The sequence below is a fragment of the Streptomyces erythrochromogenes genome, assembly GCF_036170895.1.
Lineage (GTDB): Bacteria > Actinomycetota > Actinomycetes > Streptomycetales > Streptomycetaceae > Streptomyces > Streptomyces erythrochromogenes.
The window spans coordinates 8,304,539-8,330,822 of sequence record NZ_CP108036.1; the positions used below are offsets into that span (position 1 = coordinate 8,304,539).

Annotated in this window: 34 protein-coding genes and 5 pseudogenes; 28 read left to right on the forward strand and 11 right to left on the reverse strand. The window is 68.4% G+C overall.

The features are described 5' to 3' along the window. The first annotated feature begins 1,060 nt into the window (after positions 1 to 1,060). The 4 genes and pseudogenes from OHA91_RS38325 to OHA91_RS38340 all read left to right on the forward strand — a co-directional run. Positions 1,061 to 1,399, forward strand: a complete 339-nt coding sequence (locus tag OHA91_RS38325) for a MerR family transcriptional regulator (protein WP_328740973.1) — start codon at positions 1,061 to 1,063, stop codon at positions 1,397 to 1,399. Positions 1,400 to 1,639: 240 nt separating this feature from the next. After that, positions 1,640 to 1,843 carry a cold-shock protein gene (locus OHA91_RS38330; RefSeq protein ID WP_019072426.1) on the forward strand — a complete coding sequence of 68 codons (204 nt, stop codon included), beginning with the start codon at positions 1,640 to 1,642 and terminating at the stop codon, positions 1,841 to 1,843. 607 nt (positions 1,844 to 2,450) lie between these two features. Next, positions 2,451 to 3,293, forward strand: coding sequence for a hypothetical protein (locus tag OHA91_RS38335; protein ID WP_328740974.1), 843 nt, complete (start codon positions 2,451 to 2,453; stop codon positions 3,291 to 3,293). A gap of 162 nt (positions 3,294 to 3,455) precedes the next feature. Then, a pseudogene (locus OHA91_RS38340) lies at positions 3,456 to 3,977 on the forward strand (telomere-associated protein Tap); the annotation flags it as partial. Between the two features lie 136 nt (positions 3,978 to 4,113). Here OHA91_RS38340 and OHA91_RS38345 read toward each other — a convergent pair. Further along, positions 4,114 to 4,383 carry a hypothetical protein gene (locus OHA91_RS38345; RefSeq protein WP_328740975.1) on the reverse strand — a complete coding sequence of 90 codons (270 nt, stop codon included), beginning with the start codon at positions 4,381 to 4,383 and terminating at the stop codon, positions 4,114 to 4,116. 707 nt (positions 4,384 to 5,090) lie between these two features. Between OHA91_RS38345 and OHA91_RS39980 the strand changes: the two are divergent. Beyond that, positions 5,091 to 5,459 (forward strand): annotated as a pseudogene (locus OHA91_RS39980) (SsgA family sporulation/cell division regulator); the annotation flags it as partial. Positions 5,460 to 5,558: 99 nt separating this feature from the next. Here the strand turns inward: OHA91_RS39980 and OHA91_RS38350 are convergent. Further along, positions 5,559 to 5,756, reverse strand: a complete 198-nt coding sequence (locus OHA91_RS38350; RefSeq protein ID WP_328740976.1) for a hypothetical protein — start codon at positions 5,754 to 5,756, stop codon at positions 5,559 to 5,561. A 720-nt stretch (positions 5,757 to 6,476) separates the two neighbouring features. On the opposite strand from OHA91_RS38350, the gene OHA91_RS38355 reads away from it, so the two are divergent. Continuing rightward, positions 6,477 to 6,752 carry a hypothetical protein gene (locus OHA91_RS38355; protein ID WP_328740977.1) on the forward strand — a complete coding sequence of 92 codons (276 nt, stop codon included), beginning with the start codon at positions 6,477 to 6,479 and terminating at the stop codon, positions 6,750 to 6,752. Positions 6,753 to 7,054: 302 nt separating this feature from the next. Next, entirely contained in the window at positions 7,055 to 7,309 is a 255-nt protein-coding gene (locus OHA91_RS38360) for a hypothetical protein (RefSeq protein WP_328740978.1), read from the forward strand. 119 nt (positions 7,310 to 7,428) lie between these two features. On the opposite strand, the gene OHA91_RS38365 is transcribed toward OHA91_RS38360, so the two are convergent. After that, complete coding sequence (locus OHA91_RS38365) at positions 7,429 to 8,010, reverse strand: hypothetical protein (protein ID WP_328740979.1); 582 nt, start codon at positions 8,008 to 8,010, stop codon at positions 7,429 to 7,431. A gap of 299 nt (positions 8,011 to 8,309) precedes the next feature. Here OHA91_RS38365 and OHA91_RS38370 point away from each other — a divergent pair. After that, positions 8,310 to 9,077, forward strand: a pseudogene (locus OHA91_RS38370) (IS5 family transposase). A 95-nt stretch (positions 9,078 to 9,172) separates the two neighbouring features. Here the strand turns inward: OHA91_RS38370 and OHA91_RS38375 are convergent. After that, on the reverse strand, positions 9,173 to 9,343 hold the full coding sequence (locus OHA91_RS38375) for a CsbD family protein (RefSeq protein ID WP_328740980.1): 171 nt from the start codon (positions 9,341 to 9,343) through the stop codon (positions 9,173 to 9,175). A gap of 799 nt (positions 9,344 to 10,142) precedes the next feature. Next, positions 10,143 to 10,280: a hypothetical protein gene (locus OHA91_RS38380; RefSeq protein WP_328740981.1), complete on the reverse strand. Its 138-nt coding sequence runs from the start codon at positions 10,278 to 10,280 to the stop codon at positions 10,143 to 10,145. 476 nt (positions 10,281 to 10,756) lie between these two features. Here OHA91_RS38380 and OHA91_RS38385 point away from each other — a divergent pair, with 476 nt between their 5' ends. From OHA91_RS38385 to OHA91_RS38400, 4 genes are all read left to right on the forward strand, one after another. Beyond that, the gene (locus OHA91_RS38385; RefSeq protein WP_328740982.1) at positions 10,757 to 11,035 is read left to right on the forward strand and encodes a hypothetical protein; all 279 of its coding nucleotides are present in this window, start codon (positions 10,757 to 10,759) and stop codon (positions 11,033 to 11,035) included. 13 nt (positions 11,036 to 11,048) lie between these two features. Next, on the forward strand, positions 11,049 to 11,324 hold the full coding sequence (locus tag OHA91_RS38390; protein ID WP_328740983.1) for a hypothetical protein: 276 nt from the start codon (positions 11,049 to 11,051) through the stop codon (positions 11,322 to 11,324). Between the two features lie 60 nt (positions 11,325 to 11,384). Then, a complete protein-coding gene (locus tag OHA91_RS38395) occupies positions 11,385 to 11,555 on the forward strand; it encodes a hypothetical protein (RefSeq protein ID WP_328740984.1) in 171 nt (56 codons plus the stop codon). Between the two features lie 132 nt (positions 11,556 to 11,687). Continuing rightward, positions 11,688 to 11,951, forward strand: coding sequence for a GlsB/YeaQ/YmgE family stress response membrane protein (locus OHA91_RS38400; RefSeq protein WP_328740985.1), 264 nt, complete (start codon positions 11,688 to 11,690; stop codon positions 11,949 to 11,951). Positions 11,952 to 12,566: 615 nt separating this feature from the next. Here the strand turns inward: OHA91_RS38400 and OHA91_RS38405 are convergent. From OHA91_RS38405 to OHA91_RS38415, 3 genes are all read right to left on the reverse strand, one after another. Continuing rightward, on the reverse strand, positions 12,567 to 12,929 hold the full coding sequence (locus OHA91_RS38405) for a hypothetical protein (protein ID WP_328740986.1): 363 nt from the start codon (positions 12,927 to 12,929) through the stop codon (positions 12,567 to 12,569). Next, positions 12,926 to 13,273, reverse strand: coding sequence for an Asp23/Gls24 family envelope stress response protein (locus OHA91_RS38410; protein WP_328740987.1), 348 nt, complete (start codon positions 13,271 to 13,273; stop codon positions 12,926 to 12,928). Before OHA91_RS38410 ends, OHA91_RS38405 begins: the two co-directional genes overlap by 4 nt. 329 nt (positions 13,274 to 13,602) lie before the next feature. Further along, a complete protein-coding gene (locus OHA91_RS38415; RefSeq protein ID WP_328740988.1) occupies positions 13,603 to 14,247 on the reverse strand; it encodes an RNA polymerase sigma factor in 645 nt (214 codons plus the stop codon). A gap of 163 nt (positions 14,248 to 14,410) precedes the next feature. Here OHA91_RS38415 and OHA91_RS38420 point away from each other — a divergent pair, with 163 nt between their 5' ends. The 7 genes and pseudogenes from OHA91_RS38420 to OHA91_RS38450 all read left to right on the forward strand — a co-directional run bounded on the left by OHA91_RS38420 (position 14,411) and on the right by OHA91_RS38450 (position 18,942). Beyond that, entirely contained in the window at positions 14,411 to 14,890 is a 480-nt protein-coding gene (locus OHA91_RS38420; protein ID WP_328740989.1) for an Asp23/Gls24 family envelope stress response protein, read from the forward strand. Between the two features lie 62 nt (positions 14,891 to 14,952). After that, the gene (locus OHA91_RS38425) at positions 14,953 to 15,132 is read left to right on the forward strand and encodes a DUF2273 domain-containing protein (protein WP_030239695.1); all 180 of its coding nucleotides are present in this window, start codon (positions 14,953 to 14,955) and stop codon (positions 15,130 to 15,132) included. 83 nt (positions 15,133 to 15,215) lie between these two features. Then, the gene (locus tag OHA91_RS38430) at positions 15,216 to 15,533 is read left to right on the forward strand and encodes an Asp23/Gls24 family envelope stress response protein (protein WP_328740991.1); all 318 of its coding nucleotides are present in this window, start codon (positions 15,216 to 15,218) and stop codon (positions 15,531 to 15,533) included. Between the two features lie 35 nt (positions 15,534 to 15,568). Then, positions 15,569 to 16,216, forward strand: coding sequence for a DUF6286 domain-containing protein (locus OHA91_RS38435; RefSeq protein WP_328740993.1), 648 nt, complete (start codon positions 15,569 to 15,571; stop codon positions 16,214 to 16,216). A gap of 86 nt (positions 16,217 to 16,302) precedes the next feature. Next, positions 16,303 to 16,866 carry an Asp23/Gls24 family envelope stress response protein gene (locus tag OHA91_RS38440; protein ID WP_328740994.1) on the forward strand — a complete coding sequence of 188 codons (564 nt, stop codon included), beginning with the start codon at positions 16,303 to 16,305 and terminating at the stop codon, positions 16,864 to 16,866. A gap of 188 nt (positions 16,867 to 17,054) precedes the next feature. Then, a pseudogene (locus OHA91_RS38445) lies at positions 17,055 to 18,010 on the forward strand (IS481 family transposase). A 53-nt stretch (positions 18,011 to 18,063) separates the two neighbouring features. Further along, a pseudogene (locus OHA91_RS38450) lies at positions 18,064 to 18,942 on the forward strand (IS5 family transposase). 7 nt (positions 18,943 to 18,949) lie between these two features. Here OHA91_RS38450 and OHA91_RS38455 read toward each other — a convergent pair. Continuing rightward, entirely contained in the window at positions 18,950 to 19,669 is a 720-nt protein-coding gene (locus tag OHA91_RS38455) for a hypothetical protein (protein ID WP_328740995.1), read from the reverse strand. 225 nt (positions 19,670 to 19,894) lie between these two features. Here OHA91_RS38455 and OHA91_RS38460 point away from each other — a divergent pair, with 225 nt between their 5' ends. After that, the gene (locus OHA91_RS38460) at positions 19,895 to 20,068 is read left to right on the forward strand and encodes a CsbD family protein (protein ID WP_266479400.1); all 174 of its coding nucleotides are present in this window, start codon (positions 19,895 to 19,897) and stop codon (positions 20,066 to 20,068) included. Positions 20,069 to 20,175: 107 nt separating this feature from the next. Here the strand turns inward: OHA91_RS38460 and OHA91_RS38465 are convergent, their stop codons facing one another. Both OHA91_RS38465 and OHA91_RS38470 read right to left on the reverse strand, forming a co-directional pair. After that, positions 20,176 to 21,240 (reverse strand): SRPBCC family protein, encoded by a 1,065-nt coding sequence (locus tag OHA91_RS38465; RefSeq protein WP_328740996.1) that lies wholly within the window; start codon positions 21,238 to 21,240, stop codon positions 20,176 to 20,178. Positions 21,241 to 21,243: 3 nt separating this feature from the next. Further along, positions 21,244 to 22,317, reverse strand: coding sequence for a histone protein (locus OHA91_RS38470; RefSeq protein ID WP_328740997.1), 1,074 nt, complete (start codon positions 22,315 to 22,317; stop codon positions 21,244 to 21,246). Between the two features lie 200 nt (positions 22,318 to 22,517). On the opposite strand from OHA91_RS38470, the gene OHA91_RS38475 reads away from it, so the two are divergent. The 8 genes from OHA91_RS38475 (at position 22,518) to OHA91_RS38510 (ending at position 26,263) form a co-directional block, all read left to right on the forward strand. Beyond that, complete coding sequence (locus tag OHA91_RS38475) at positions 22,518 to 22,892, forward strand: gas vesicle protein GvpO (RefSeq protein ID WP_328740999.1); 375 nt, start codon at positions 22,518 to 22,520, stop codon at positions 22,890 to 22,892. Positions 22,893 to 22,921: 29 nt separating this feature from the next. Further along, on the forward strand, positions 22,922 to 23,374 hold the full coding sequence (locus OHA91_RS38480) for a gas vesicle structural protein GvpA (RefSeq protein WP_328741000.1): 453 nt from the start codon (positions 22,922 to 22,924) through the stop codon (positions 23,372 to 23,374). Between the two features lie 3 nt (positions 23,375 to 23,377). Further along, positions 23,378 to 24,097, forward strand: coding sequence for a GvpL/GvpF family gas vesicle protein (locus tag OHA91_RS38485; RefSeq protein WP_328741001.1), 720 nt, complete (start codon positions 23,378 to 23,380; stop codon positions 24,095 to 24,097). A 28-nt stretch (positions 24,098 to 24,125) separates the two neighbouring features. Further along, positions 24,126 to 24,374: a gas vesicle protein GvpG gene (locus OHA91_RS38490; RefSeq protein ID WP_328741002.1), complete on the forward strand. Its 249-nt coding sequence runs from the start codon at positions 24,126 to 24,128 to the stop codon at positions 24,372 to 24,374. A gap of 72 nt (positions 24,375 to 24,446) precedes the next feature. Next, complete coding sequence (locus OHA91_RS38495; RefSeq protein ID WP_328741220.1) at positions 24,447 to 24,815, forward strand: gas vesicle protein; 369 nt, start codon at positions 24,447 to 24,449, stop codon at positions 24,813 to 24,815. Further along, the gene (locus OHA91_RS38500; protein ID WP_328741003.1) at positions 24,812 to 25,651 is read left to right on the forward strand and encodes a GvpL/GvpF family gas vesicle protein; all 840 of its coding nucleotides are present in this window, start codon (positions 24,812 to 24,814) and stop codon (positions 25,649 to 25,651) included. The genes OHA91_RS38495 and OHA91_RS38500 overlap by 4 nt, the downstream gene beginning before the upstream one ends. Next, a complete protein-coding gene (locus tag OHA91_RS38505) occupies positions 25,648 to 25,869 on the forward strand; it encodes a gas vesicle protein (RefSeq protein ID WP_328741004.1) in 222 nt (73 codons plus the stop codon). Before OHA91_RS38500 ends, OHA91_RS38505 begins: the two co-directional genes overlap by 4 nt. Then, positions 25,859 to 26,263, forward strand: coding sequence for a gas vesicle protein K (locus OHA91_RS38510; protein WP_328741006.1), 405 nt, complete (start codon positions 25,859 to 25,861; stop codon positions 26,261 to 26,263). The genes OHA91_RS38505 and OHA91_RS38510 overlap by 11 nt, the downstream gene beginning before the upstream one ends. Positions 26,264 to 26,284 lie beyond the last annotated feature (21 nt).

A 26,284-nucleotide genomic window follows, 5' to 3' on the forward strand; every position in this document is an offset into this window, starting at 1 on the left:
CGGGGTGGACGGCGGTGCGGAAGATGTAGGCGCCACCACCGTGGCTCAGTGCGTTGGTCGCGAGCTCGGAGACGACCCGGGCGACCGTGTCGGCCTGGTCCCGGGCCGATGGCCGATGGCCGACTGCCCGAGGGGTCAGAGGAACGCCTGGTCGGCCTGGCGCGCCTCGCCGACGGGCGGACAGGGAACGAAGGGCTGTTCGCTCGGCGCTCATCGTGGTCATCGTGCGCTCCGGGCCTGTTGTCGGGATCCGGCCCCGCCTGCCCGATCCTCGTGCCCCCGCCCCGCAGTCGCTCAAACCCGGCAGCACCCGATTACCTCAGGGACACGCACGCGAAAATCTATGTCGGCCAGAGTAGACATTGAGTCGTGGTGTGGTTATGGTTTCTCTCGTAGCCCAGTCAAGAAGGGCCCGGCAGACACGAACTGCCGGGCAGCAGTACCGCAGTTGCAGTTGTGGGACGGTGCGGCGGTGGAGTTTCGAAGCCAGAGCGGTTGCAGGACGGCGACGGGACTGACGGCCGGACCGGGTGGCCCGCAGTCATCAGGGGCCGCCGCAGTGGTTGCAGCACCCCGCAGTGAAGCAAGTGAGCAGCACCTCGGTGAAGGCGTCGGCTGCGGGCGCGCGCACCGGGAAGTTCGGTAGTGGGGTTCTAAGCCGGAGCAGACGCAGGATGGGCGACGGGGCTGGCTGCCGGAGCGTGGCGCTTGGTCAGGCCACAAGCAGTAAAGAAGTACGCAGTACCCGTAGTACCGAGTGGAGCAGTTCGCATTTCCCCGCTCGGCAAGCAGTTGATCATCCGAGGGATGAACGGAGGAATCAGGCGCCATCAGGATCGCCCGGGCGGAAGTCCGAGCCCGGGTACCGCAGGACATCGATAGTGAGGTGGTCTCCGGTCAAGCAACCGCGATCCCCGCAGCTCCCGTCCCCCTTGGGACGGATCAGCGGATAACAGAAGGCCGGCGCAGTATCAGGGCCGGCAGATGGTGTAGTAGTTCCTTCGGGGCCCTGGTGCCGTACGGCACCAGGGCCCCTCCACGTGTTCCACAGAGAGGTTCAATGACAGCAGACGACTCGTTCGGCCGTCTCGATGACGACGACTACCCCGCCTACACGATGGGCCGGGCCGCCGAGATGCTCGGCACCACCCAGGGCTTCCTCCGCGCCATCGGCGAAGCGCGCCTGATCACCCCGCTCCGCTCCGCCGGCGGCCACCGCCGCTACTCCCGCTACCAGCTGCGCATCGCCGCCCGCGCCCGGGAACTCGTCGACCAGGGCACCCCCATCGAGGCCGCCTGCCGCATCGTCATCCTCGAAGACCAGCTCGAAGAAGCCCAGCGCATCAACGCCGAGTACCGCCGCGCCGCCAAAGCGTCGAATCCACCGGCCGCGGCCTGAGGCAGGGCGAGCCTGCCGTACTGGCGGGCCCCCACCAAAGTCTGGGGTGGGACGCGCAGGTTTCCTGTGGTGACAGGGTGTACGGGCGTGTAGCGTCTGCGTCAGCTGTCGTGGTTCGGAAGTTCCCTTTGCCCACGCCTCGGCGTGGGCGTTTTGCTGTGCTGTGCCGCAGGAACCAGGGCGATCACCTCCGCCTTCCGCGCGTCGTGGGAGGCGTTCATCGACTGGAAGGCATAAAAGATGGCTACGGGAACTGTGAAGTGGTTCAACGCGGAGAAGGGCTTCGGCTTCATCGCGCAGGACGGCGGCGGCCCGGACGTCTTCGCCCACTACTCCGCGATCAACTCCTCGGGCTTCCGCGAGCTCCAGGAAGGCCAAGCCGTGACGTTCGACGTCACCCAGGGCCAGAAGGGCCCCCAGGCCGAGAACATCAACCCGGCCTGACCTCCACCACCCCGCCCGCCGGCACCGCAGCCGGGCGCGTAAGGATGGACTTGTCCGGCGCGTAGGCGGGATCTGAGACACACAGAATCAGGGCTGTGCAGCTGCTGCGCGGCCCTGATTCTGTGCGGGGACCGGAGTCCGCGCCGGCCATCACCAGTGGCAGCGTGCGGGCTTCGCGGCGTGGGCCTGCAGCGTGCGAACTCCGGACAGCGCCGTATGCCCCCAGCCGCATCTCCGGCTGGGTCGTCAGGCCGAGCTGCGCAGGCCGACAGGCCTCCTGACAGTGCCGCTGTGGTCGTTGCCGGGGCCCGGTGTCCGCCCTGCTGCCCGGTGAGCAGCAGGGCAGCAGGGCCCTACGGCTCACTGCTTGGCGAGGACTCGGCCTGTTGGGCCAGCCCTTCCCCGCAATCGGGTGAGAGACGTGCGACGCCGCACTGTGTGCGGACGGATCGCCGCGTCCGAGCTCCTGGCGTGGCGAGTCGGTGAACGGTGCCGGCCGGATTGCCGCCCGCAAGACTCATGTGCCTCACCACATGGACACCGTCTTAAGACGGTGTCCACGACGGGCACGGCTTCGGGCCGCCGCTGGGGGTGGAATGCTGACCGTATGGCGAAGAGCTTCATTAGGGCCGACCGGTATGTCCCTGTCGAGTACGCGCAGTTCACGCTCCACGACTACGCGGCCGGTGATGAGGAGCAGCCGCCCCTGAACGAGGACCAGAGCATCGGTGTCGGGCATCGGAGCCTGCGTGTGATGAGCCTCGCGCACACCCACGAAGCGGACGTGGCCGTGGAGGTGTGGGACGAAGAACCGCTGGCCCCGGCCATGCCGGTTGTGGAGCAGGTGTCGGTGACGCTGCGGTCCGGGATCCTCATCGTGGCCGGTCTGACGGGCGGACCTGCGGACCACCCGATTCCGGTGGGGAACCCGGGCGTGTACGCGGTGAGGGTGTGCCGGGAGGTTCTCTTCGATGGGCGGCCGCCGGAAGGCGTGCACGAGAATCTGGAGCGGTACCTGATCCAGCTCTGGCGCATCGCGGAGGAGGCGGCCGCGAGAACGATCGTCGTGTGCCGCCCGGACCGCGGTGTGATGTGGCTGGCCGTTCCCGGCTACGAGGGCCAGTTGCCCGATGCGCCACCCGCCGACGAGGCGTTCCGGGTGTTCGGGCGCGGCGGCGCTGTGGCCATCGGAGCGGAAGCGGGCCACGAGGTCGTGGTGTCGATAGAAGTCGTCGACGTCGAGACGATCGGCGGGGACGGCACGTTCCTCGGCTACGGAGAGCTCCTGATCGGCGAGGAGCGCGCGGTGGTACTGCTGCGCGGCAAGTACGTTCCGGTTGACGGGTCCGTCGTGCCAGTGCCAGAGGCCGGCCGGTACGGGGTCCGTGGGTGGCGCAAGCGCACCACGGAGGACCGGTACCAGTTGCGCATGTGGCGGCTAGGCAAGTGACCGGGGCGCCTCGCCCCCACCGACGCCGGCCAAGCCGTCGCCCACTTCCTAGGCCAAACGGAGCGGCGCCGCGAGGATGGCGGGTCCGGTCAGGCGGGGAGAAGGAACTCGGCCCAGTGGTGGACGACGTACGGCTAGCCAGGAGCCGGAGCGCTGGCCCGCCAGGTCGTCAAGCAGCTGACCCGCGCCGACTGGCAGCTCATCAAGCGCGGCTTCGCCCCCTGGGGCCGGATCTACTGGCCCGCCAAGGGCTCCGACCGGCAGTGCGTCCAACTGTGCATCCCCTCGTGGAACGCGCTGGACACCCGCCACTGGGGCACGGCCGGACAGCTGGCGCCGGCGGAACTCGCCCGGCTCCTGGGCATGTACGCGACCCGGGTGATGACGCCGCGCGGCTCCACCGCCGTCACCGGCCTGGAGCTGATGACCGCCCTGCACCCGCCGACCTGCGCCGTGCGGGACGAGGAGACCGGCGCCCTGCGCCAGGCCGACGAGAAGACCCCCGGCTCGCTGGGCAAGGACCCGGTGGACTGCGCGCCGTGCGAGGCCCCGGACGGGCACCCGCTACTCAAGGACCTCGGGCGCTTCCACGTCCGCGGCCCCGCCGAGCGGCTCTTTGAGGAGGCGTACGACTGGGCGCGGCCCATGACCGACGCCCAGTGCACCCTGCGGTACTTGGTCGGAAGGTGGGTGCGAACCCCCGAGGCACGGGAAGACGGCGGGATCCGATGGCCTTAGGCGCGATCTACGTCGGTCGGAGCCGACGCGACGGCCGCAGACATGGGCCCGACCTGCTCCGCACGGCTCAAACGGGCGAGCCCTAACCGGGTGCAACATCTTCGAACGGGTCTTCAGCATGTTCGTGCAGGTCTTCGCCGTCTTCGTACTGGGCGAGTGCCAGGCCGAGACCGAACCAGGTCGCCGGCCACGTAGCGACGAAGATCCCCCACCGGTCCGCCCGGTCGATACCCGCCGGTTCCACCTTCAGCGACGTCACCCAAGAGGCGACGGACAACCCGATGGTCAGACAGGCAACGGTATACGCGTGCTCGCTGCGCAGGCCCTTGTCGTGCAGCAACTTGACGATCATGGCGCTCCTCGGGATCCGACTGCGTAGCCTCCACCGTCCCCCACACGCCAGCATCGCGCATCTGCTACTGGTGCAGACGGCCTGTCGCAGATCCTGGGAAAGGTGCCGCTGGGCGATCTGCTGTGGGGGCGCCGTACCGGAGCGGGGAGCTGGGACCGGGCCGGCGGCGACCGGAGAAAAGCGGCGCTCCCGTGGCCGTGCCCGTGCGCTTGCCGGCCGGGGCCGGGGCCATGAGTGGTTGGGAGGCGGCGGCGGTCTTTGCTCCGGGGGTGGCGGCCGCGCATCGGGAGCAGCACTCCATGGCTTGCCACCAGGGGCGTTTCGGGTCGGTGATCACGGCGATGACGACTGGGCCGCCGCATCGGCAGGGTTGCGCGCGTGGACGGCCGGTGTCGCGCAGATGGGTGCGACAACCCTCGGCCCGGCAGGCGCAGTACGCCCCAGCCCGCGGGGCGGGGGCGGCGCGCAGGTGGGCCTTGATGTGGGCGACAGCGCCGACACGGCCGGCGGCCGCGGACGGCAGACGCTGCTCGGCACAGGCAGGGGCGGCAAGTAGCAGCGTCACGCGGCTGGCCGCATCCGCAGGCAGCCTACGGCCCCGGCCCCGCTGCACGCTGGTACCGGACAGGGGCGCCACCCGTGCGGGTCCGTCGCGGCGTGACCGCCATGGCCTCGCCGAGACCGGCTTGCGAGACTCTCTGCGCTGGATGTCAGCTTGGGCAGTAGCGTTTCACCCGGTCGACCTCGTGCCCACCCGGTTCGCCGCCGGGTGCAGGGATACACGCAACGAAACCCTGCACCCACCCCAAGGATCCGATGCCGTGGAAGCCCTTCCCCGTCCCGGTACAACCCGCCGTGACGCCCAGTGGTCCACCCTGGCCGACCAGTGCCTGCCCCGCGCTCGACGCCCCATCCGATGGCCGGTCCGATTCTCCTACCGCAGCACCGACCCGCTGTGCGTACAGGCCGTCTTCCACTGCTCAGGCGGAGACGTCGTCTGGACCCTCGGCCGAGACCTCCTCGCCGACGGATGCCGCACCCTCAGCGGCACCGGCGACGTACAGGCATGGCACGACATCCCGAAAAGTCAGCAACGCGCTTCCGGCTCACCCCGCCGCGGTGTGGGCCCTCGGGCGGGCTTTGGGTCGGCCCGTGCTGGGGTTGCTGGAGATGCTTCAGATCTCGTCGCCCTCCGGAGCCGGTTGTGCCGGCGGCCCGGCGGCCAGCAGTCGTTCGACGGCGGCCGTGACGTGGGCGGCGAGGCCGGCAGTATCCGTTGCCGCGGCATCGTCGAGGTAATTCGCGATCGCGGCTTCGATGACCGCGCGCAGGGCTTCGCTGTCGAGAGCGGTCGTGGAGGTGGGGTCGTTCATGGGCTGCTCCTCTCGCCGCGGGACAGGGCCGGGCGGGTCGGGCGGGGTCGAGCATCGTGCCCATCCTCCCCCACGCTCAGTGGGTGAGCGCCGCGTCGGCACAGGTTTCATGTCCGGACTGCCCGGCTGTTTTGATGATGCGGTTGAGCGGTCCGCGCTGGCCGGGTTTCCAACGACTGATCACCGAACGGGCCGAGCGCGCCCAGGACCTCGCCGTACGCGACCCGGTCTGTGCGGTAACCGCTGGTCGCGTTTAAGCCCTCGCGGACCTTGCGGTACGTCATCGCCCAGACCGGCCAGGACGCCGCGTACGAACTCGGTGCCCGCGCTGTGCCGGTCAAGGGGGTGGCGACCGCACTCAGCACGAGCAAGCCTGCGGCCCGCAACTCTGGAGAAAACGCTGGTCGGCGGTCCCGGCCGGCGACGGTCCGAGACGGCGTCACCCCGGATGCCTTGAGCCACCGGCGCGGAAACCTGGGCATGGAGATCCTGCTGTATGCCGCGGAACTGGACAGCTCAAGCCGGCGGCGGGCACTGGGGTGCTCAGCGACGACTTCGGTATGCACCTGCGGGCCCAGGCGCTGGTTCTGCAGGCCGTGCGGCGCCTCCCGCTGGCTACCGCAAGGGGCTCCGACAGCCTGCGGTTGAGCGCGGCCCCGGGAGCGAAGTGGGGGAGAATGAGCCCCCTTACCATCAAGATCATTCCGGAAGGGTGGTCCCATGTCGGACCCGAACACCTCCGCCTTCGAGCCCCTGGACGGCGATGAGGACCAGCTCGCACGTGACGCCGTGCGGGAGGTCATCGCCTTCTACAACGCCCGCATCACCGCCGAGCGCCGGGAGCCTGTCCCCGATGACGAACACATCGAGCAGCTGAAGGCCGCCCGGCAGGCCGCGATCGACGACCAGACGCGCCTGGACACCGCCGGCCCCGGCGATGCCGCCCGTATCGCAGCCGACTACGCGGCTCGCCTCAAGGGACTCACCCAGTCGTAGCGGCCACCAGGCGGCAGTGGCAGCGGCCACACCTTCGGGCGGGGCGGCCGATCCGCAGCGGCTGGATCCGGGCCGGGCGCAACGGCCGGGCCATCCCCGCGATCTCGTCCAGCTCCCGGCGCCGGTGTCGCGGCAGCGCCTCGCGCAGCATCCGGTGCAACGCCAGGAACGCGGCCGCCTCCGCCTCGGTGTATGGGCGGGCGCATTCCGCGGCATACCCGGGCCAGCTGGGTGCTGCCGTGCTCGGAGCACAGCAGGGCCTGGCCGTCACTGCGGACCGGGGTCACGGCCGAGATCGCCGGATGGCCGGCAGCAAGGTCGGCGATGTCGGTGAGGGCGTGGAAGCACTGGTCGTGCCCGGCGCGGGAGGTGAAGCGCCCGTTGATGCCGAGCTTTGGAGCGCGGTCGTAGCGCAGGGCGGTGGCGAGGCGGCTGTCAGCTTTCCCAGAAGGGATTCTGGTGGCGCGGCTGAGTCGCTGGTTCGGTCGCTCGAAAAAGAGCCGGTGTGGCCACAGCTCCGGGGCGCCTCACCGGAGCGCGTCACGATCATGGAGTAGCGGTCCACAGAATGAGCTCTTTCCAACTTCACGCTGAGCTGGTCAGATTTAGGGCGAGGACGGCTTGGACGAGTGCGGTGATGCGGAACGGACGGCGGCGTGCACGAGCGCCGAGTTAGTCACGGGCGGACGCCCGACTGCGCAGCCAGATACTCGACGCCGCGGTGGCCGGACTGCTTGGACACGTGGACGTGGACCGCGTGCCGGCCGGACGGCAGTGCAGGGTCGGCGTGGTCGCCGCGGAAGGCGACCTGTACCGCGTCGTGGCGGGAGCCGTGCAGGCCGTGCTCGGGTCTATCCGGCCAGCGGCCCGGCCATACGAGGAAGACCGCGCTGCCGCTGTCGCCCAGTGCCGCGATAACCCGGTCCTCGGCCGTCCCCCGTGCGAACCGTGCCGACATTTCGAGCGGCAGGTGTGCCTCCAGTTCACGGTCGTCCATGACCGGCACGTCCGGTTCGCAGCCGCCGGCGCCGCAAGAGGGCCGGGCGCCAGGGTAAGGGTGGTGCACAAAACGGGAGTTCGGCAGCGCCGCCGCCATTCGGCGGACCTCGTCGACGCTCTCCAGGTGCGTCAGCAGTTCCGCCTCTTCGCCGCGGTGTTCCATCAGAGCGCACAGCCGCATGGCCTGGCGGTACGCGTCGGCGGCATCAGTGGTGACGTGGACACAGTGTGTGTAGCTGGCCAGGCAGTCTTCGCACATGGCCGAATGATGCCACCCGCTGGTCCGGACTGTCGCCCGGAATATCGGCGGACTCCGATGGCGAGGGGCGGCCGTCGGCATGACTCCCGCGATGCCTTGACGAGCAGGGCGTACAAGCGGTGCAGATTGATGGTGTCGAGGTGGAGAAAGTCTGTCGCGAGCAGGCCGCCGACCTGGGTCTTGAGGAACTGAGTCGACTCCAACCCGGATGATGCGTAGGCCAGTTGGACTGACAGACAGTCGAAGTCCCTGCTAGACGGGTCTTCGACCAAGGAATCCGTCTTCTCCAGAGGTTTCGCGTGCTTGTATACCCGTCCGGGGTCGACGTGTCCAGCTCTGCCCTGCGCTTCCTGTCCGCCAAGCTCCGCCAACACCGCCGGGAGCACGGCACCCGGTGGCGACGCCTGAGCCCAGGGCCGGCAGGCCCTGCTTACACTCGCCCACCTCCGCAACGGCCACCCCTACGCCCAGCTCGCGGCCGGGTTCGGCGTCGGCACCACGACCGCCTACCGGTACGTCGCCGAGGCTGTCGACCTCTTGGTCGCACTCGCCCCGACCCTTGAGGAGGCTGCCCGTGCGGCATCGAGGAAGCGTTCGTACTGCTGGACGGCACCCTGTTGCCGATCGGCCGCATCGCCGCGGAGCGTCCCTTCTACTCCGGCAAGCACAAGAAACACGGGATGAACGTGCAGATCCTGGCCGACCCCTCCGGCCGGCTGCTGTGGGCCTCACCTGCCCTGCCCGGAGCCGTCCACGACGTCCGGGCCGCCCGCGACCAGGGCATCGTCCGCATGCTCACGGACGCCGGCATCAAGTACTGGGCCGATAAGGGATACCGAGGCGCCGGAGGCACGGTCCGCATCCCGTACTGGGGACGCCGGGAAACACTCTCCCAAGGTCAGAAGGCCGTCAACCGGTCCCATGCCAAAATCCGAGCCCTCGTCGAGCAGGCCGTCGCCACCCTCAAGTCCTGGCGACTCCTCCGCAAACTGCGGTGCTCGACCGCCCGCATCACAAGCCTGGTCCAAGCCGTCCTGACCCTGTATTTGGCCAGCTCAGAACGATGATGGAAAGAGCTCAATGGCCACGTCGTGACAACTGAGTGCCGCCGTCCCAAGGACTGGACGGCGGCACCCATAGACGCATCCGACGCCGGGACTCATCAGGTCAGGGCGTCCTTGGCCTTCTGGCCGGCTTGCTTGGCGTCAGCCGCCGTCTGTTCGGCCTTTCCCTTCAGCTCCAGGCTCTCGTTACCGACGGCCTTGCCGGCCGTTTCCTTGACTTTCCCCTTCACGCTCTTTCCGGTGTTCTTGATCTTCTTACCCGTGGCCATCCTGCTCACCTCCGTGCCCTCACCCATGCCGCTGCCCCGTCTCCCACCACCTATACCTCCACAGGTGAAAGAAGTCTCAGCGCTGAGCAGAGGTGAAGGGCACAGATGAGACGCCTGAGCACCCCAAAAGAAGCACCGACCACCGACAGGGCGCAGGGCGGCCCTCAGGGACGTGGCGCCTTGCCGCTGCCGCGGAGTGGCGGGGGTCGGCCTCGAGGCGTTGGACCCCCGGCCTGATGCGGCGGCCTGAGCCCGGCGGGTTGGCTTGCGGCTGGGTCGGCAGCGGCGCGACCATCGAATCCGGGCCAGCTGCGGCCTAGATCCGTGCAGGCATGCATTAGTGCGGCGAGGCGGGACGACATGGATTTCCGTGTGATGCCGAGGCGCTACGGGCCAACGGTGCATCTCGCACCGGCCGGTGAACTGGACCTGGAGACCCGGGCCGCTCTCGACGAGCTCTACATCAGCGCCGACGGTCCCACCATCGTGGCCTGCGACATGCGGCACCTCACCTTCAGCGCGACGCCACCACCGCCCACCGCGCCGCCTGAGCGGCCCGGGCCCGACACCACGCAGCGGGGTCGGGACCGCGCAGGGACAGAGCCGGCGGGGCTCTTGCTCCTTCCAAGGGCGGGTGCCATGCGGGCCAAGCGCCCGCGACCTGTTGGGTGGCGAGCTGCGGTCGATCACCGCCCTTGACGGCGGCGAAGACGGCGCCCTGCAGCGTTGCGGCGATCTCCCTCCACGTGCGGTCCTGTGTCGGTGGCGGGTCGGCGCGTCTTCCTGATCTTCAACGCATTCACATGTGCCTCCGCTCCGTGATCTGCCAGAGCACCAGCCCCGCGATGCACAGCCCGCCCAGGACCACGAGACCCCGCTTGCGCCGATCACCAGGGCGGCGCACTTCGGACCATGTGGGATCGCTGGTTGAAGCCATCAGACTCACCTGCCTTCGAGTTCGGCCCGTCGGCTTCCCTTCCGGCACCTGCCCCGCGGCGCGCGGGGTCAGTCCTGTGTTTCCCCCTGGGGTGATGGTCCTCCACCTTGAGGATGTTCCGCAGCTCAGGCCTCTTGACCAGTCGAAAGTCAGGCCCCCGGCACCCCTTCTTTGCCCGATCATGGATGAGAGGTAGCGGATGGATAGGCGAGACGGGGCGGGGCGACGTCAATAGAGGTCGACGACGCGGACTCGGGAGGATCGCGACAGCGGCGCAGCTGTGGACCCTGAGGTGTCCGGGGACCGCGGATCCGGTACCAGTTCGGGGCGGCTGGGACTTGAAGGCCGGCGGGCTCGGGTGTCGGCGGAGACGACATCGCGGGTGCAGGGCGGGAGGACCACGGAGAAGCTGAGGTCGCTGACCCCGTCCGGGCTGGAAGCCGCCGCGCATGTGCTGGAACGGCCGGTCAAAGGAGATGGGCGGGACGGGGCGGGCCGCAGCGGCGTCAGGCGCCAAACACGCTCTCAAGGTCACCGAGACACTGGCCGCGTTCGTGCAGCAGCCCGTACGGCGCAGCCCGGCCGAGAAACAGGCCGCGGTCCACAAGACGGCCGCGGAACAGGCGCGGGCGGCCTCCCGCTCGCCGTGCCCGGACTGCGGCAAGCCAGTCCACCCAGGTCAGCGGGGCGCGGACGTGCCCTGGAGCGCCTGCTACGAGTGCCAGCGGGCGGCGGCCGCGAGCGCGAGCTCGTGACCCCGCGCAACTGGTGGCCGAGCAGGAGGAGCCGGAGCGCCAACGGCACCGGGACGGTTGGCTCGGCTTGGCACCAGGGGCGGCCGCCGCCGGGCCCGATACCATCCGGCTCCCGCACCACCTTCACCAGCTTCGCGACCCGGTCGACCACAAGCCCGTGAACGAGCTGGGCAACCTCGCCGGTGATCTCGCCGCCTGCCCACCTGTGAACTGGCAGGATGCCATCGACGCCCCGCTGAGCCTTGTGGCGCCCCACGATGTCGAGGTCACAGTGGATCGGTTCGCGTGAATCGTTTGCGAGCCGCCCGGGCGGACATATGCATAGCGTAAGAACGTTTAAGGGGGCGACATGGGCGCTGGTGAGAAAGCGAAGGCTGAGATAGAGCGAGTTGCGGGAAGGGCTGTAAAGAAAGCAGCCCATGCCATGGGTAAGGAGACGCTGGCCGCCAAGGGCGCAGCTCTGGAAGCCCGGGGCAATGCCCGGCGCGTCAAGGAGAAGGGCAAGGATGCGTTGAGTTGACCGCATCGGATCCTTGGTCGTTGGCGAGTGGTTGAAGGCGTTGGCACAGGTAAAGGCTCGATGGCTGCGACAATAGCACGGAATCGGAATTAGGTTGCATCGCTCATTTATGTGACGAGACAGGAAGGGATCATGGGCATACTTGCTTGGATTCTTATCGGGCTGTTCGCGGGCATCATCGCCAAAATGCTGATGCCCGGGAAGGACCCGGGCGGCATTATCGTCACCATATTGATAGGCATCGCGGGCGGCCTGCTCGGTGGGTGGCTCGGTAAGGTGATTTTCGGAGTCGACTCCGTTGACGGCTTCTTCGAGATCTCGACGTGGGTCGCCGCCATCGTCGGCTCCCTCATTCTCCTCGGCGTCTTCCGCCTTTTCAGGAGTGCTAGGCACTAGCAGGAAACGGCAACCGGACGCCGGTCCCATTGATAGGCGAAACGGCTTCCCTGCGTGAGCAGGCGAAGCCGTTTCTCCGTTCACCGCAAGCATGGCTGACTGTGACCGGGTAAGGCCCGCGCTGCGAGGGGCTGCTCCCAGCTGGCGGACGCAATCACGGCATCCACGCCCGAGCGTATGCGCCTGTAACCTATGCAGGACGCGCTTCATCTTGCGGCGCAGCGCCCACCGAGCGGCCCGCACCGTCACTCGCAAACCCCATGCTGTCAGTCGCAAGAGGATCCCAGCGAGAGGTCGTCGCATCCAGCCGACAATCATCCGGCGCCGTCTCCATTTGTGTCCGTGCCGCCCCAGGATGAACTTCACGCTTGCCTCCCGCAGCTACGGGCCGCGTTTTTGTCGTCGGCACGACCAATTCCCGAATCAATGGGAGAAACCCTATGTGAGTCCCTGTGTGCACCTACCCGGTTTAAAACAACGAACGCTACAGCCGCCGACATCGTTGAGGATGCGCGCGGACCAGGCCGACCATGTGCCCACGACCGCATGGCCAAGGCGAGGCCGTCGACCCGCAGCGTGCCTAAGCGAAACCACGCGGATGGCATGCCCGGCGGGCTACACGGTGCGCGTGACGGTGACCACAACGGTGACGCCCGCCGCCCTGCCTTGTTGGGCCAGGTGGGAGATGATGGCCGTCCGCACGCTTTCGCGGACCCGTCGGGCGACGTCGACGACGCGGTGGTCCTTGTCCAGGATGCAGCGCACCTCCACGTGCCAAACGCCGACCGGGGTGAGTTCGCAGCGGACACCGGCCGCCTCGGGGTGCCCGGTGGCACCTGCGGCCACGGCTTCGTACATGCGGGAGGCTGCGAGCGCCAGCCGGTCGGCGAGCGCGGGCTGGAGAGCGAGTACGCCGGGTACGTCGAGGGCGGCCCGGGCTGCCGCTCGGTGGAGGTTCTCGCGGTGGGAGGCGTTCATCGTTCGCTCAGTTCGCACCGCTCGTCACCATGCACGCGGGGGGCTCCCAGTACGGCGTTGACTTCCACGTCGACGGTGGTGACGGCGAGACCGAGGACGTGTTCGGCCGCGTGGAGGACGGCTTGGCGTACTGCCTCGGCCCGCCCTCGCAGCGGCTGGTCGAGCGTGGCTGCCACCGTGATGACGACGATATGGACGGCCTGGACGTGGGCGTCTTTCGCCGTGGCCACGCGGCAGCTGGCGGCGCGGACGCCGGGGACGGTGTCGGCGGCCCGACGCAGCACCTTCGCGGCCGCGCTCTCGGCGATCCGCAGGTCGTGATCGGGGTCGTCGAGCAGCAACATGGTGCCGAGCCGTACCTCGCTGCGGACCGCATTGATGACACGTGTGGCGAGGCGGTGACCGTCGGGTTGTTTCTCGCCGCGCAGAGCACGGGTTGCCCGGTCCAGGGCTGTCAGCCCATCGATGGCCTCGCGGCAGTGGGGACAGCGGCTGCTGTGCGGGTCTGCTGCGCCGGCCGCGCTGCGGGCCTGTTGCCAGGCATGCCCGAGGGGGCGCCCGCAGGGCAAAAGTTCCGCACCCGCCAGCAGCTCCGCGTCGGGATGTAGCGACGCTTCAGCCGCTACGGCGTGCACGCCTGCGGGCTCGTCGCCTGAGGCGGGGTGCGGGTCGTCTAGCGCCATGGGCGCATCGCCTCCATCAGAGCGCGTCGTGCGCGAAAGAGTCTGCCGCGCACCGTTTGTTCACTGCTGCCCACCACGTGGGCGATCTCTTCGTAGTGCAGGCCGTGCAGTTCCCGCAGCACCCAGCACACCCGGAGCTCGGGGCCCAATGCCAGGAGCGCTTGCGTCAGGGCGGCTGCTGCCGCGTCCGTCTCGGCCACCTTGGGTGGTGAGCTGTTCGCATCCACGGCAGCCGGTTCGGGGACGGTGTCCAGGGGCAACGGATGGGGCCGGCGGCGCAGAGTGTTGAGGCAGCGGTTCGTCACGATGCGATACATCCAGGTGCTGAACGAGGCACTGTGCCGGAATTCCGGCAGCCGCCGCCAAGCGCTGATGAAGGCGTCTTGGACCGCGTCCTCTGCGTCTGCTCGGTTGCCGAGCAGATGCTGGGCGAGGGCGAGCAGGCGGCTGCTGTGCCGGCGGACCAGGACGGCGAAGGCGTCTTCGTCCCCTTCCGAGGCTCGTATCGCCAGCACGCTGTCGTCCAGTGCGCCTACAGCGTCCTGCTCCGTGGCGACGCCGCCGATCGGCACCGCTACCGGTCGCAGGGGGAGGTTTGCGCCAGGCTGGCGGGAGGGGTCGGTCCGGTTGCGCATCGGCCACTCGCTTCCTGCCGAAGACACTCGTTGCGGCCTGCTAGGTACTCCTCGATGGTAGGCGGGCTGCCCCGCACGAGCCGCGTGAGGAATGTCCACGCGAGGTGTCCTAAGCATGAGGGCGCCGCACCGGCGCCCGGACATTCACCCTGGGGAGGTCCTCATGTCGGACACCATCAACCCCACCTCAGGCGGAGGCGAGTCACGTCCTGCGGGCAAGGCCCTCGCGGGCCCCACCGGCGCCGGAACCGCACCCGAGTCGCGGGGCAAGACGACCATCGCCGACAGCGTGGTGGAGAAGATCGCAGGAATGGCCACCCGCGAGGTGCCGGGCATCCACAGCCTCGGCTCCGGCATGGCCCGCACGCTCGGGGCGGTGACCGACAAGGTCCCCGGCGGCCGTCCCAGCGTGAGCCGCGGCGTGAAGGTCGAGGTGGGCGAACGGCAGGCCGCCATCGATCTCGACGTCGTCGTGGAGTACGGCGTCGCCATCGTGGACATCGCCGCCGACGTCCGTACCAGCGTCATCACGGCGGTCGAACGCATGACCGGCCTTGAGGTCGTCGAGGTGAACATCGCCGTCGACGATGTCCACCTGCCCGACGAGGAGGACGACCAGGAAGGCGAGGGACGCGTGCAATGACTCCTCGCAGCCCCCGGACTCGGCGGCCGCGAAACAACCGACGCGAAATTCAGGTGAGTGAAATGAGCGCAGCAACTGTGGGCCTGCTTGCCGGCATGGCCCTTGGCTTCGCCGCATTTTTCGGCGGCTTCTGGGCGTTCCTGCTCGTGGCGTTCCTGGGCCTGGTGGGCCTGATCATCGGCCGCATGTTGCAGGGTGACCTGGAGCTGTCCGACTTCACGCGTTCCCGGAACCGGCAGTGACCCCGCAAGCTGAGCCTGCGCCGCACGGGGGTGCGGCAGCCCCCACCCCGCCGGTGCTACCGGCGGCCGAACGGGGGGCCACGGTGATCCCGGACAAGGTGGTCGCCCGCATCGCGGCCCGCGCCGCAAAAGAGGCACTGGCCACGCACACGGACACCTCGATCGCTCACGCGAAACTGGCCGGTCCACGCGCCTCGGCCACCGTCGGCAGCGGCACGGCCCGGTTGGGACTGACTCTGGACCTGCCCTACCCGGCGGACCTCGCCGGCGTCTCCCGTCGGCTGCAGGACTACGTCAGTGAGCGGGTGGCTCATTTGACCGGTATGCGCGTCACAGAAGTCACCCTTGCCATCGAGCACCTGATTCCCGCCGAGGGCCTGGAGCACCGCCGCGTGCAGTGAACCGGACCGCATTCCCACCGGGAAGGAGAGCCGGCATGGAACGCGAGCAAGATCCCCTGGCCGAGAAGGGGCCCACCGAGACGGACGAGGCCACCTACCGCACGGTGGGGCTGCTGGACGAGCGGCCTCCGGCCAGACCACATTCTGCTGCGCGGCGCCCATGGTCCGCGCGCCGTATACCCGCCGCGCTCACAGCCCTGATCATCGCGGTCGCGGCGGGATCCCTCCTGTTCGACGTCATCAGGGTCCGTGCCGGCCAGGCCGCCGCAGGCTGGCGCATACGGCTGGCCGACGAACTGGCTGCCCGCCCGCTGGATGACCCGGCGCTACAGATCGGGGCCGCCGTCATCGCCGTTATCGGCCTCTGGCTGATCATCCTGGCCCTGAGCCCGGGCCTTCGCCACCAGCTGCCCCTTGAGACTCCCGACGCGGAGATGCGCGCCGTACTGGACCGCGAGGCCGCGGAACTGAAGCTGCGGGATGCCGCGATGCGCGTCCCCGGGGTCAGTGCTGCCAAGGTCCGGTTCTTCCGGCATCGCATCAAGGCGCGCGCGGATGTGCGATTCCGCGCCCCCGTCGACGTCAAGGCCGATCTCCTGGTCGCTCTGCAAGAGGCCCTCGACCGGCTCGACCTCGCACGCCCTCCGTCGCTGGACGTCCGGGTACGCCCACGTCACAAGTAGTAACGCCGGTGATGTCCGCCGCCGAGCAGAAGACAGAAGGGGATCCGATGAAAAGGAAATCCGCAGTCAACCGAGTTCTGCTGGCCGTGGCAGGCTTTGTCCTACTCGGCACAGGCCTCATGATCCTGGCGGGTGCCTTCGACCTTTATCGACGCTGGTCACTGGCACCACCCGACGGCTGGCCCCTTGCCACTCCCCGCGATGTCCTGCTCGCTGACGCCGACCGTACCCGCTGGGCAGACGAAGGATGGTGGTGGCCCGCAGTCATCGCCGTTTTGGCCATCGTCACCCTGCTCGCCGTGTGGTGGCTGCTGGCGCAGCTGCGCCGCACTCACCCCGGCGCCCTGTCCGTGGGCGGAGCCCACGCCGTTGATGGAGTGGAACTGCGCGAGGGTGCCCTCGGCGACGCTCTGGCCGCCGACGCCCGGCACCTGCCCGGTGTTCACCAGGCCCGCGCACGAATGGACGGCTCGTCGAGCCGTCCCGAAGCCCATGTCGCCCTCACCCTCACACCCGACGCCGAGCCCGGCCCCGTCCTGCAGGCGCTGCGCGACGGGCCGCTGGAACGCGCCCGCCGGTCCACGGACCGGACGCTGCCTGCGAGGGCGCACCTGCGGTTGACCCAGCACAAACCCCACCGTGCCCAATAGGGACCCTGTCCGCGGTCGAGAGTGCGAGCTTACTGCGGGTGCGTTGGGCTCTCACCGGACACCAGAGGAACCGGCGCACTAGGTGTATTGATCACGAGCGTTGTTGACACTCGGCAGGTCTTGAACATGGCGAAGACCTCCGGTGTGGTGGGAGCTGTCTAGGAACCCATTGCGCGACGGAGGTCTTCGTGTCCCACCGTAATGCCCGGCTGACCGTCTTCGGTAGGCGACTGCTGGTTGAACGTGTCGCATCGGGCCGTCCGATCGCCCATGTCGCCGCCGAGATGGGTATATCGCGGGCCACCGCCCACAAATGGGTGCGGCGGTGGCGGACCGAGGGCGAGGCCGGCCTGGCCGATCGGTCCTCCCGGCCGCGGACAACCCCGCACCGAACTGCCGCCGCGATCGAGGCCCGAGTGTGTGACCTGCGGCGGGACCGCAAGCTCGGCCCCGCCCGGATCGGCCCCATCGTGGGCCTGCCCGCCTCGACCGTCCACCGCATCCTGACCCGGCACCGCCTGCACCGACTCGCCTGGATGGACCGCCCGACCGGCACCGTGATCCGCCGCTACGAACGCGACCGGCCAGGCGAGCTCATCCACGTGGACGTGAAGAAACCGGCCGGATACCCACCGGCGGCGGCCACAAGGCCCTGGGCCGCGAAGCCGGCCGCAGCAAGAAGTCCGGCGTGGGATTCGACTATGTCCACTCCGCAGTCGACGACCACAGCCGCCTGGCCTACAGCGAGATCCACCCCGACGAGAAGGTCGCCACCTGCGCAGACTTCCTCGCCCGCGCCGCCGCGTTCTTTCACACTCAGGGCATCACCCGCATCGAACGCGTCCTCACCGACAACGCGTGGGCCTACCGCAAGGGCCTGGCCTGGAAGGCCGTCCTGAGCGACATCGGCGCCGCCGGCAAGCTCACCCGTGCCTACCGGCCCCAGACCAACGGCAAGGTCGAACGCTTCAACCGCACCCTGCTCGAGGAATGGGCGTACCTACGGCCCTACACCTCCAACGACGAGCGGACAGCAGCCCTGGCAGACTTCCTCCACACCTACAACCACCACCGCTGCCACACCGCACTGGGCGGACACCCGCCCATCAGCCGCGTGAACAACGCTGCGGGTCAATACAACTAGGCCCTGTCCGATGGGTCGGGTGACTCGTCTGCAGGTGGATCGTTTCGAGTCTTATGGGGCGGGGCGATCCTTCGGATAACGAGTGGGCTTCGTTGGAACCACACCTGCCAAAGAACCACGGACGAGGCGGGCGTGGGCAGTGTCATCGCAGAGTGATCACGGGATTCTGTGCCGGCAGCGGACCGGCCTCCCTTGGAGGGACCTGCCGCCGAGCTTCGGGAATTGGAAGACGGTTCATGGCCGTCATCGCAGGTGGTCAGCGGACGGAACATGGGAGAAGGTCCTGCGGGCGATTCAGGCCGCGGCCGACGCTGAAGGCCGGATCGGCTGGAGCATGGTCAGCGTGGACTCCAATTCCTGCCGCGGCCATCAGCACGCAGTAGGCGCTCGCTCAAGCCCAGCAAGAATCCCGGGAGAGCACAGCAGATCGGCCCAGCACCGAGTGGATGAGGCCCTGGGGCGTTCACGGGGTGGACTGACTTGCACGATCCACCTGGCCGGCGAGGGCGGGCGGCGCCCGCTCGCCTTCATCATCACACCCGGTCAGTGGGGGATGCCCCGCAGATGATCCCGTGCTTGAGCAGATCCGAGTTCCTCGGCCAGGCGGTGGACACCCACGCACTCAGCCCGACCACCTCGGTGGAGACAAGGCCTATTCCTCTCGCCGCAACCGTCATTACCTGCGGCGACGCCAGATCAAGCACATCATTCCGGAGAAGCGGGACCAACGCGCCAACCGCCGACGCCGAGGCAGCAAGGGCGGCCGACCGACCGGCTTCGATTGGGCGATCTATCGGCGTCGCAACGAAGTGGAGCGGATGATCAACCGACTCAAGAGCTTTCGAGCCGCGGCGACCCGCTACGACAAGAGAGCCTACGTTTTCCACGGCACGGTCACCGCTGCCGTGATCCGAATGTGGCTCCGCTCGTAGTCGTGGCTTAACGCATGACCGGACGGTTGGCGGATGTGTACTCGTCCGCGACGGTGAAGACGCTGGCACAGCGCGGACATTCCGCTCCACCGAACAGGTGGGCAATTCCGTTGGCCAGTGCCTCCTGCCCGTCGCGGACAGTGATCCCATACATCCATCGGCCGGTTGCGGTGAGTTCCTCGGAGGCCGCCGGCCGCAGGTCCCGTCGGACCTCCTCACCCCCGTCACGCCCCTGCGAGTAGCATCCGAAGCCGCCGATGACGATCGTCACGGCCGCGCCACAGTGGGGACAGCCCACGCCCATGATGTCGTCCGTGAAGCCCTCCAGAGCGTTCGCCCAGTGGTACTCCTCTTCAACCGCGAGCAGGGCACGGAAGCACACGAGGTAGTCAGCCGGCCGCGACCGCAGGTGCCCGTCCAGCACCTCACGGAACTCCTCGATCGCCTCGGCGCAGTCAGCCAGCAGGCCATCGCAGCCGTGCCGCCCTGCCGCGCGCCCAAGGATCTTCCCGGCCAGGCCGCGCGCCTCCGCGCTGCGGGGCGCGAGACGAACCAGGCGCGGGAAGGCGGCGAAACTGGCCGGAGACAGCAGATCGTGCTCAAGGACGAGCCGCCAACCCAGCTCCTTCCACGCTTCAGGGTCGTCCTCGCGCTCCACCCGCTCCAAGAGCTCAGGAACGCGATCGACCTCGAACCAGCAGTCGCGCATCTGTGTCCAGTCCACCACCTGGGCATTGAACCCTCCCAAGGCCGCCAGGGGCGACTCGGCCTTCGCACGAGTGTCGTGGTGACAGCTCCTGGAGACCCATCGGACAGGCCCAAGATGGGCCGTGCAGCCGCCACATCCTCCCCCTTTCATCCCGGATGCGGCGAAATGCCTATCGGTTCTCTCGGCGGGTAGGGGCTGAGCAGGCTTGTACTGCCGAGCGCGAGCTGCCGGGAGGTGAGAGAAATGGGCGCAGGTAAGAAGGTCAAGAACGTCGCCAAGACGACCAAGGGCAAGGTGAAGGAAACCACGGGCAAGGCAGTGGGGAACGAGAGCCTGGAGGCCAAGGGGCAGAGGGAGCAGATGCTGGGTGATGCGAAGCAGACAGCCCAGAAGGCCAAAGACACACTGAAGCACTGACACGCCGAGGTGAGCTGGTACGCGAGGTGGCATGGGGGTGAGGGCCGGCGGGAGATCTCCCGCCGGCCCTCACACGTGTCAATCGCTCCTGCTTCAAAGGGACGGCTTCACGCGGGCTGCCGGTGCCGGCGTCGGCGAGGCGGAGCTGGCTCGTCGTCTTCCTCCTCCCCAGGTTCCTCGTCTTCCTCCTCCTCAGGTTCTTCTTCTTCCTCTTCGAGTTCCTCGTTGCTGTACTGGGCGTCCTCGTCCGCATCGCCTTCTTCGTCCTGCTCCTGGCCGTCCGCGTACTCCTCCTCGTCGTCCTCGGAGCCGCCGTCCTCGTACTCGCCTTCCTCCGGCTCTTCGGCTTGTTCTTCTTCGAGTGCTTCTTCGTGTGTCTGGACGACCTCGCCGTCGCGGATTTCGCCGCGCCAGCCTTCCGGCTCGTCGGTGGTGAGCATGGCGTGGCGCAGGAAGTTCTTCAGATCCAGGCGCAGTCGGCGGCCCTGGGCACGCCACAGATTGCCGGTCTTCTCGAACAGACCGGAGGGGTAGTACTCGACGACGATGACGATGCGGGTCAGCGACGGGGCGAGTTCGTGGAAGGTGACGCAGCCGCGGGTCGTTCCCTTGGCGCCCTGAGAGGTCCACACGATGCGGTCGTCGGGTACCTGTTCCTGGACCGTTGCCTTGAAGCTTCGTGTCGAGGGACCGACCTTGACCTTCCAGTCGCTGGTGGTGTCGTCGTCGCGGGAGACGTCGCGGACGCCTTTGGTGAATCCGCTGAAGTTCTCGTACTGCGTCCAGTGGTCGTAGACCGTGCGCAACGGCAGGCCGACGTCGAGGGCCTCGACGATGTTGACGACTTTGCCCCCGCTGCTCTTGCGGCCCTTGCCTTTGCCGCCACCGAACGCTTCAGTGACCTTGTCCTTGAGGTTGCCGAGCTTCTGGCCGGCGAACGCTTTCAGGGGGGAGTCGCCCTGCAGCATCCGACTGCCGATGCCGGCGACGTCCGAGAGGCTGCCCTTGTTGTCGGCGACGTCGTAGAGCTGGTCGGTGACGTCGGAGAGCTTGTCGGTCGCCTTGTCGGCCAGTTGGTCGGCCTGGGCGGCGAGGTATCCCGTGAGTTCCTTGAGCAGCTTGTCCATCCCGGAGGGGGATTCCGACGAGCCTGTGCGGTCTGAGGTTGCCATGGCCTACCTCCGCGTGGACGGCTTGCGCGCCGCCGTCTTCTTGGCGGCCGTCTTGCGTGCCGGGCTGCGGCCTGTGGTCTTCTTGGCGGTGGCCTTGGTGGCAGCGCTCTTGCGTGCCGGGCTCTGAGCTGTGCTCCTCTTGCGCGGCGGGGCGCTGGTCTTCTTCGCAGCCGCCGTGCGCGGGGCGCTCTTCTTGGCGGGCGCTGCCTTCTTTGCCGGCCGGGCCGCGCCGCCGGTCTTCTTCGCTGTCGGCTTCCTGGCGGGGGAGGACTTCTTCGCCGCGGCCTTCTTCGCGGGTGCGGCCTCCCCGGCGGGCGCTGCCTTCTTCGTGGGCGTCCTCCTTGCGGGGGCGGCCTTCTTTGCGGGCGCCGGCTTCTTCGCAGGTGCTGACTCCTTCGCCGGGGTGGGACGCCGCGCGGTCTTTCGGGCGGGCGCCGCGGGCTTGCTGCTGCGTGCGCGAACCGGGGTGCGCTTCCGGCGCGGTCGCGGGGGAGGCTCCTCTTCTTCTGCTTCCTCCTCCGGCTCTTCTTCCTCGGGCTCTTCTTCCTCCTCGGGTTCCTCTTGCTCGGGTTCCTCCTCCTCCTCTTCGGCCTCTTCGGCCTCCGCCTCCGGTCCCTGCTCGCCCTCTTCCTCGTCTTCCTCCTCTTCGTCTTCTTCGACCTCGTCATCGGGCTCGGCGTAGGCCTCCTCGTCCTCTCCCGCGTAGTCCTCGGCTTCCTCTTCTTCGTACGGTTCCTCGTCCTGCTCCTCCTCGTCCCGACCGCTGCGGGTGAGCTCGAGGGTGCGCTCGTGCAGTACGCCGGCGAGGTCGGCAAGCTTTCGGTTGGCTGCGACAGTCAGCGCTTGCTTGCCGGCGTCGAGGGCTTCTCCGCGCAGTTGCTCGGCAAGTTCTTCGAACTGTGGCATCTCCTTGAGTCGGGAGGCGCCTTCCTTGAGCAGCTGTCCGGGTTCGAGGCCGAAGCGGCGACCGGCGAGATAGGTCGCCACGGTGAAGGCCAGGCGGCCCTTCTTCGTTCGGCCGAGTAGGTATCCGCCAGCCACAGCGGCTGCGAGCGCGATCTTGGTGGTGTCCTCCATGATCATCCCCTGCCAGGGCGCTTTCGGTCTGGGTGGTGTCGCCCGGGGGTAGTGGATCGCCATGTGCGCACTGCCCGCCGACGAGATGGAGGTCCGGCCGGAGGCCGTCCCCGAAAAGGCTTCTGCCCCGATATTGGGCTTATAGCTGGGTTTGGTGACATTCTAGTTTCTGTGAGGCCGTCTCCCCAAGGGAGGGCCGTATGGCCGCAGCGGAACCTGCACGCCCCCGGCGGGGCTCTTCGCACGCCGCCGGTGACGGCGAAGGGCAGGACAGGGAAGGACCCAGGCGCACTGCGCCCCGGCGTCGTTCCGGAACGACGGGTGCGGCGGCGGCGATGCGTGCCGCAGCGCAGCAGCTTGCTGAACTGCTGGGCCGGCTTCCCGATTCCGTCTCCTCGCTCCAGCCGACCGAGGACGGCTGGGAGGCGCAGGTGGAAGTGGTGGAGCTGGAACGCATTCCGGACACCACCAGTGTGATGGCCAGCTATCGGGTCGCGCTGGACGAGGACGGCGAGTTGATCTCCTACAAACGCACCCGCCGCTACACCCGCGGCATGATCGACCGGCCAACCTGAGCGCAGGCCGACCGGCGGAAGGAGGCGCCATGACCATGGTGCCGCAGGGCGGTGGCCCCGTCGCCCGAGGGCAAGGAGGCGGCACGAGCAGCCTCTACGACGTCCTGGAACTCATCCTCGACCGCGGGCTGGTCATCGACGTCTTCGTCCGCGTCTCCCTGGTGGGCATCGAACTCATCAAGATTGACGCGCGGATCGTCGTGGCCAGCGTCGACACCTACCTCCGCTTTGCCGAGGCCTGCAACCGCCTCGACCTCGAAGCAGGCCGCAAGGCCCCAGCCCAGCTTCCCGACGTCATGGGGAACATGATGGAAGGAGGGGCCCGCGGGAAGACCAGGGGAGCCATCGGCGGAGCCGTTGAGGCCGTCACCGATTCCCTGACCGGTAAGTCCTCCAAGTCGAGCGAGCCGGAGGAAGAGGAAGAGGCACCCAGGAGACGCCGCCCTGCCGCCCGGCGCCCTGTACGGCGGGAGAAGGAGTAACCGATGCCGCTCTATGTGTACTCCATTGCCGCGAAGGACCACCCCCTCCGGCTGGACGGCGTCAGCGGCGTCGGCGCCGAGCCCAACGCGCTGCGCACGGTCACTGCAGGCTCGCTGTGCGCGGTGGTCAGCGACATCGCCGAGGAGATCCGGCCCAAGCGCCGCGACCTGAACACCCACCAACGGGTCCAGGAGCTGCTGATGGCCGACGGGGTCATCCTGCCGCTGCAATTCGGGTACATTGCCACCGACGATCTCGCCGTCCGCCAGGCCCTCGAGTCCAACGAGGAGAGCTACCTCGGTGCGCTGGGGCGCCTAGAGGGGTGCGCCGAGTACCACGTGAGGGCCTCGCAGGCCGATGAGGCACCACTGCTGCAGCAGATTCTTCAGGATGTGCCCGAAGCGAGCGACCTCAACGACCGTATCCGCAGCGGAGACCGGGACCCGAGCCTGCCCCTTGCCCTGGGCGAAATAATCGCCCGCGAGGTGCAGGTACGGCAGGAGGCCCTGGCGGCCGGCCTGACTGAGGCGCTCGTCCCCTTCTCCCGCGAATACCTGGCCCACCCGCCCTCGGGGAGCGACTTCCTCAACCTCTCCCTCCTCGTGCACGACGAGCACAAGGAGGCTCTGCGTACCGCGGAAGCAAACCTGGCACGGGAGATCGGCAGCGACATCGACCTGCGCTTTTCCGGACCGCTGCCCCCATACAGCTTCGTCCAATAACCCACCCCACCCACGGAAGGGGAACGCTATGGGACTCCTGACCTACCTGCTGACGCTCCCCGTAGCACCGGTACGCGCTGTCACCTGGGTCGCCCAGCGCGTGGTCGACCAGGCGGAAGAGGAGTACTACGACCCCGCTCCGATCTGGCGGGGGCTGGCGGATCTGGAGCGGCAGCTGCTGTGCGGAGAGATCGATCAGGAGACTTTCGACCGCCAGGAGGACGAGCTGATCGACCGGCTGGAAGAGATCGCAGCGTTCCGGCAGCAGCTTTCCTGAGTCGAAGAATGAGGGGCCACCGTGACCGAACCTCTGCCCGGCCGACCCGGAAGCTTCGCCTCCCGCGCGCCGATGCCATACGGGCAGTCCGCCACCTCCAGCCTCGCCGACATCCTCGAGCGTGTCCTGGACAAGGGGATCGTCATCGCCGGCGACATCCGCATCAACCTTCTCGACATCGAGCTGTTGACCATCAAGCTCCGCATCCTGATCGCGTCCGTGGACAAGGCCAAGGAGATGGGCATCGACTGGTGGGAGCACGACCCCTCCCTGTCGTCCCGGCACACGGGCAGTCCGCTGGAACAGGAGAACCGCCGACTGCGCGCCGAACTCGACGCCCTTCGCGGCCGACTCGAACCCGGCGCGTACGACGAAGAAGAGGTCCCGGGTGAGGAACAAGGTGGCCGACCGGCTGGCCGACGACGGAAGAGCCCTCCGTGAACACCCCCGGCAGCCTTACCTACGTCTATGCAGTCACCCACCGGACCGGCCCGCTGGGCGACGCCCTCGCCGGCCTGCACGGCATCGGCCAGGCGCCGCTCAGGTTTCTTCCTCTCACCGCCGGCACCGAGCCCGCCCCCAGTACGTCGCTCGCGTTGCTCGCCTTCGTGGCCAGCGACGTGCCTGAACAGGACTTCAACGAGACCGCCCTCAAGAACCACTTCGAGGACCTGGACTGGCTCGAGTACGTCGCGCGCACCCATCACGATGTCGTCCAGGCCGTCGCCGCCCGGGCCCCCGTCCTGCCCCTGCGCATGGCCACCGTCTACCAGGACGACCACCGGGCTCTGCAAGCGCTCGCCGCCCAAGAGGACGTCTTCATCCAGCGTCTCGACCAGCTGCGCGACCACACCGAGTACGGGGTGAAGATTTACCTCACGACCGAGGCCACGCAGCCCCCTGCCGCGGCCCCCGCCCCGGCTGCCAGCCCGGGCAAGGCCTATCTGCAGGCACGCAGGGCCCAGCGCCACTCCCGCGACGCCGTCTACCAGCAGGCAGAACAGGCTGCCGAGACCATCGAGACCATCGCCTCGCGCCATGCCACCCAGCGTGTGCGCCACGCACCCCAGCGCGGCGAACTCACAGGCACCCAGGAGAACGTCGTCAACTACGCCTACCTCATCCCCGACGACCAGGCGGGGCCGTTCCAGGCTGCCATCGCCGACGCCGCCCAGCACTTCCCCGACCTGCGCATCGAGGTGACCGGCCCCTGGGCTCCTTACTCCTTCGCCATGCCGGCGGCCGGCCCGACCGACGCTCCCGAGCCGCCACCATGACCGTCAGCGAACACGGCGAACCCTTGCCCGGCCGCCAGGTCGCCCTCGTCGACCTCCTCGACCGGCTCCTGAGCGGCGGAGTCGTCCTCACCGGCGACATCGTCCTGTCCATCGCCGACATCGACCTCGTCCGTATCTCCCTGCGTGCCCTCATCGTCTCAGTCAGCTCCGAGATCGCCCCCGCCGGGGAGCAGGAGGGCGGACACGATGAGCCATGAACACCTCCCGTCTCCACACTCCCGGCCCGGCCGAGTCCAAGACCTGGGCGACAGCCTCTCCCAGGCCTTCCGGCTCATCCAGGCGCCCCCCGCCCCTCACGACAAACCCGCCCGCCCTGCCCACCGCCTGACAACCGACCCGGACGCCGTCGGGGAAGACCTTCTGAAGCTCGTCCTCACCATCATCGAGCTCCTGCGCCAACTCATCGAACGTCAAGCCCTGCGCCGCGTCGATGCCGGTGATCTCACCGACGAACAGGAGGAGGAACTCGGTGCCACCCTCCTTGCCCTCCATGACAGCCTTGCCGACCTTTGCGAGGAACACGGCTACGCCCTGGAGGACCTCAACATCGACCTCGGCCCCCTCGGCCCCCTCCTTCCGCCCCGCGGCTGATGCCCTGACCACCGCAAGCGC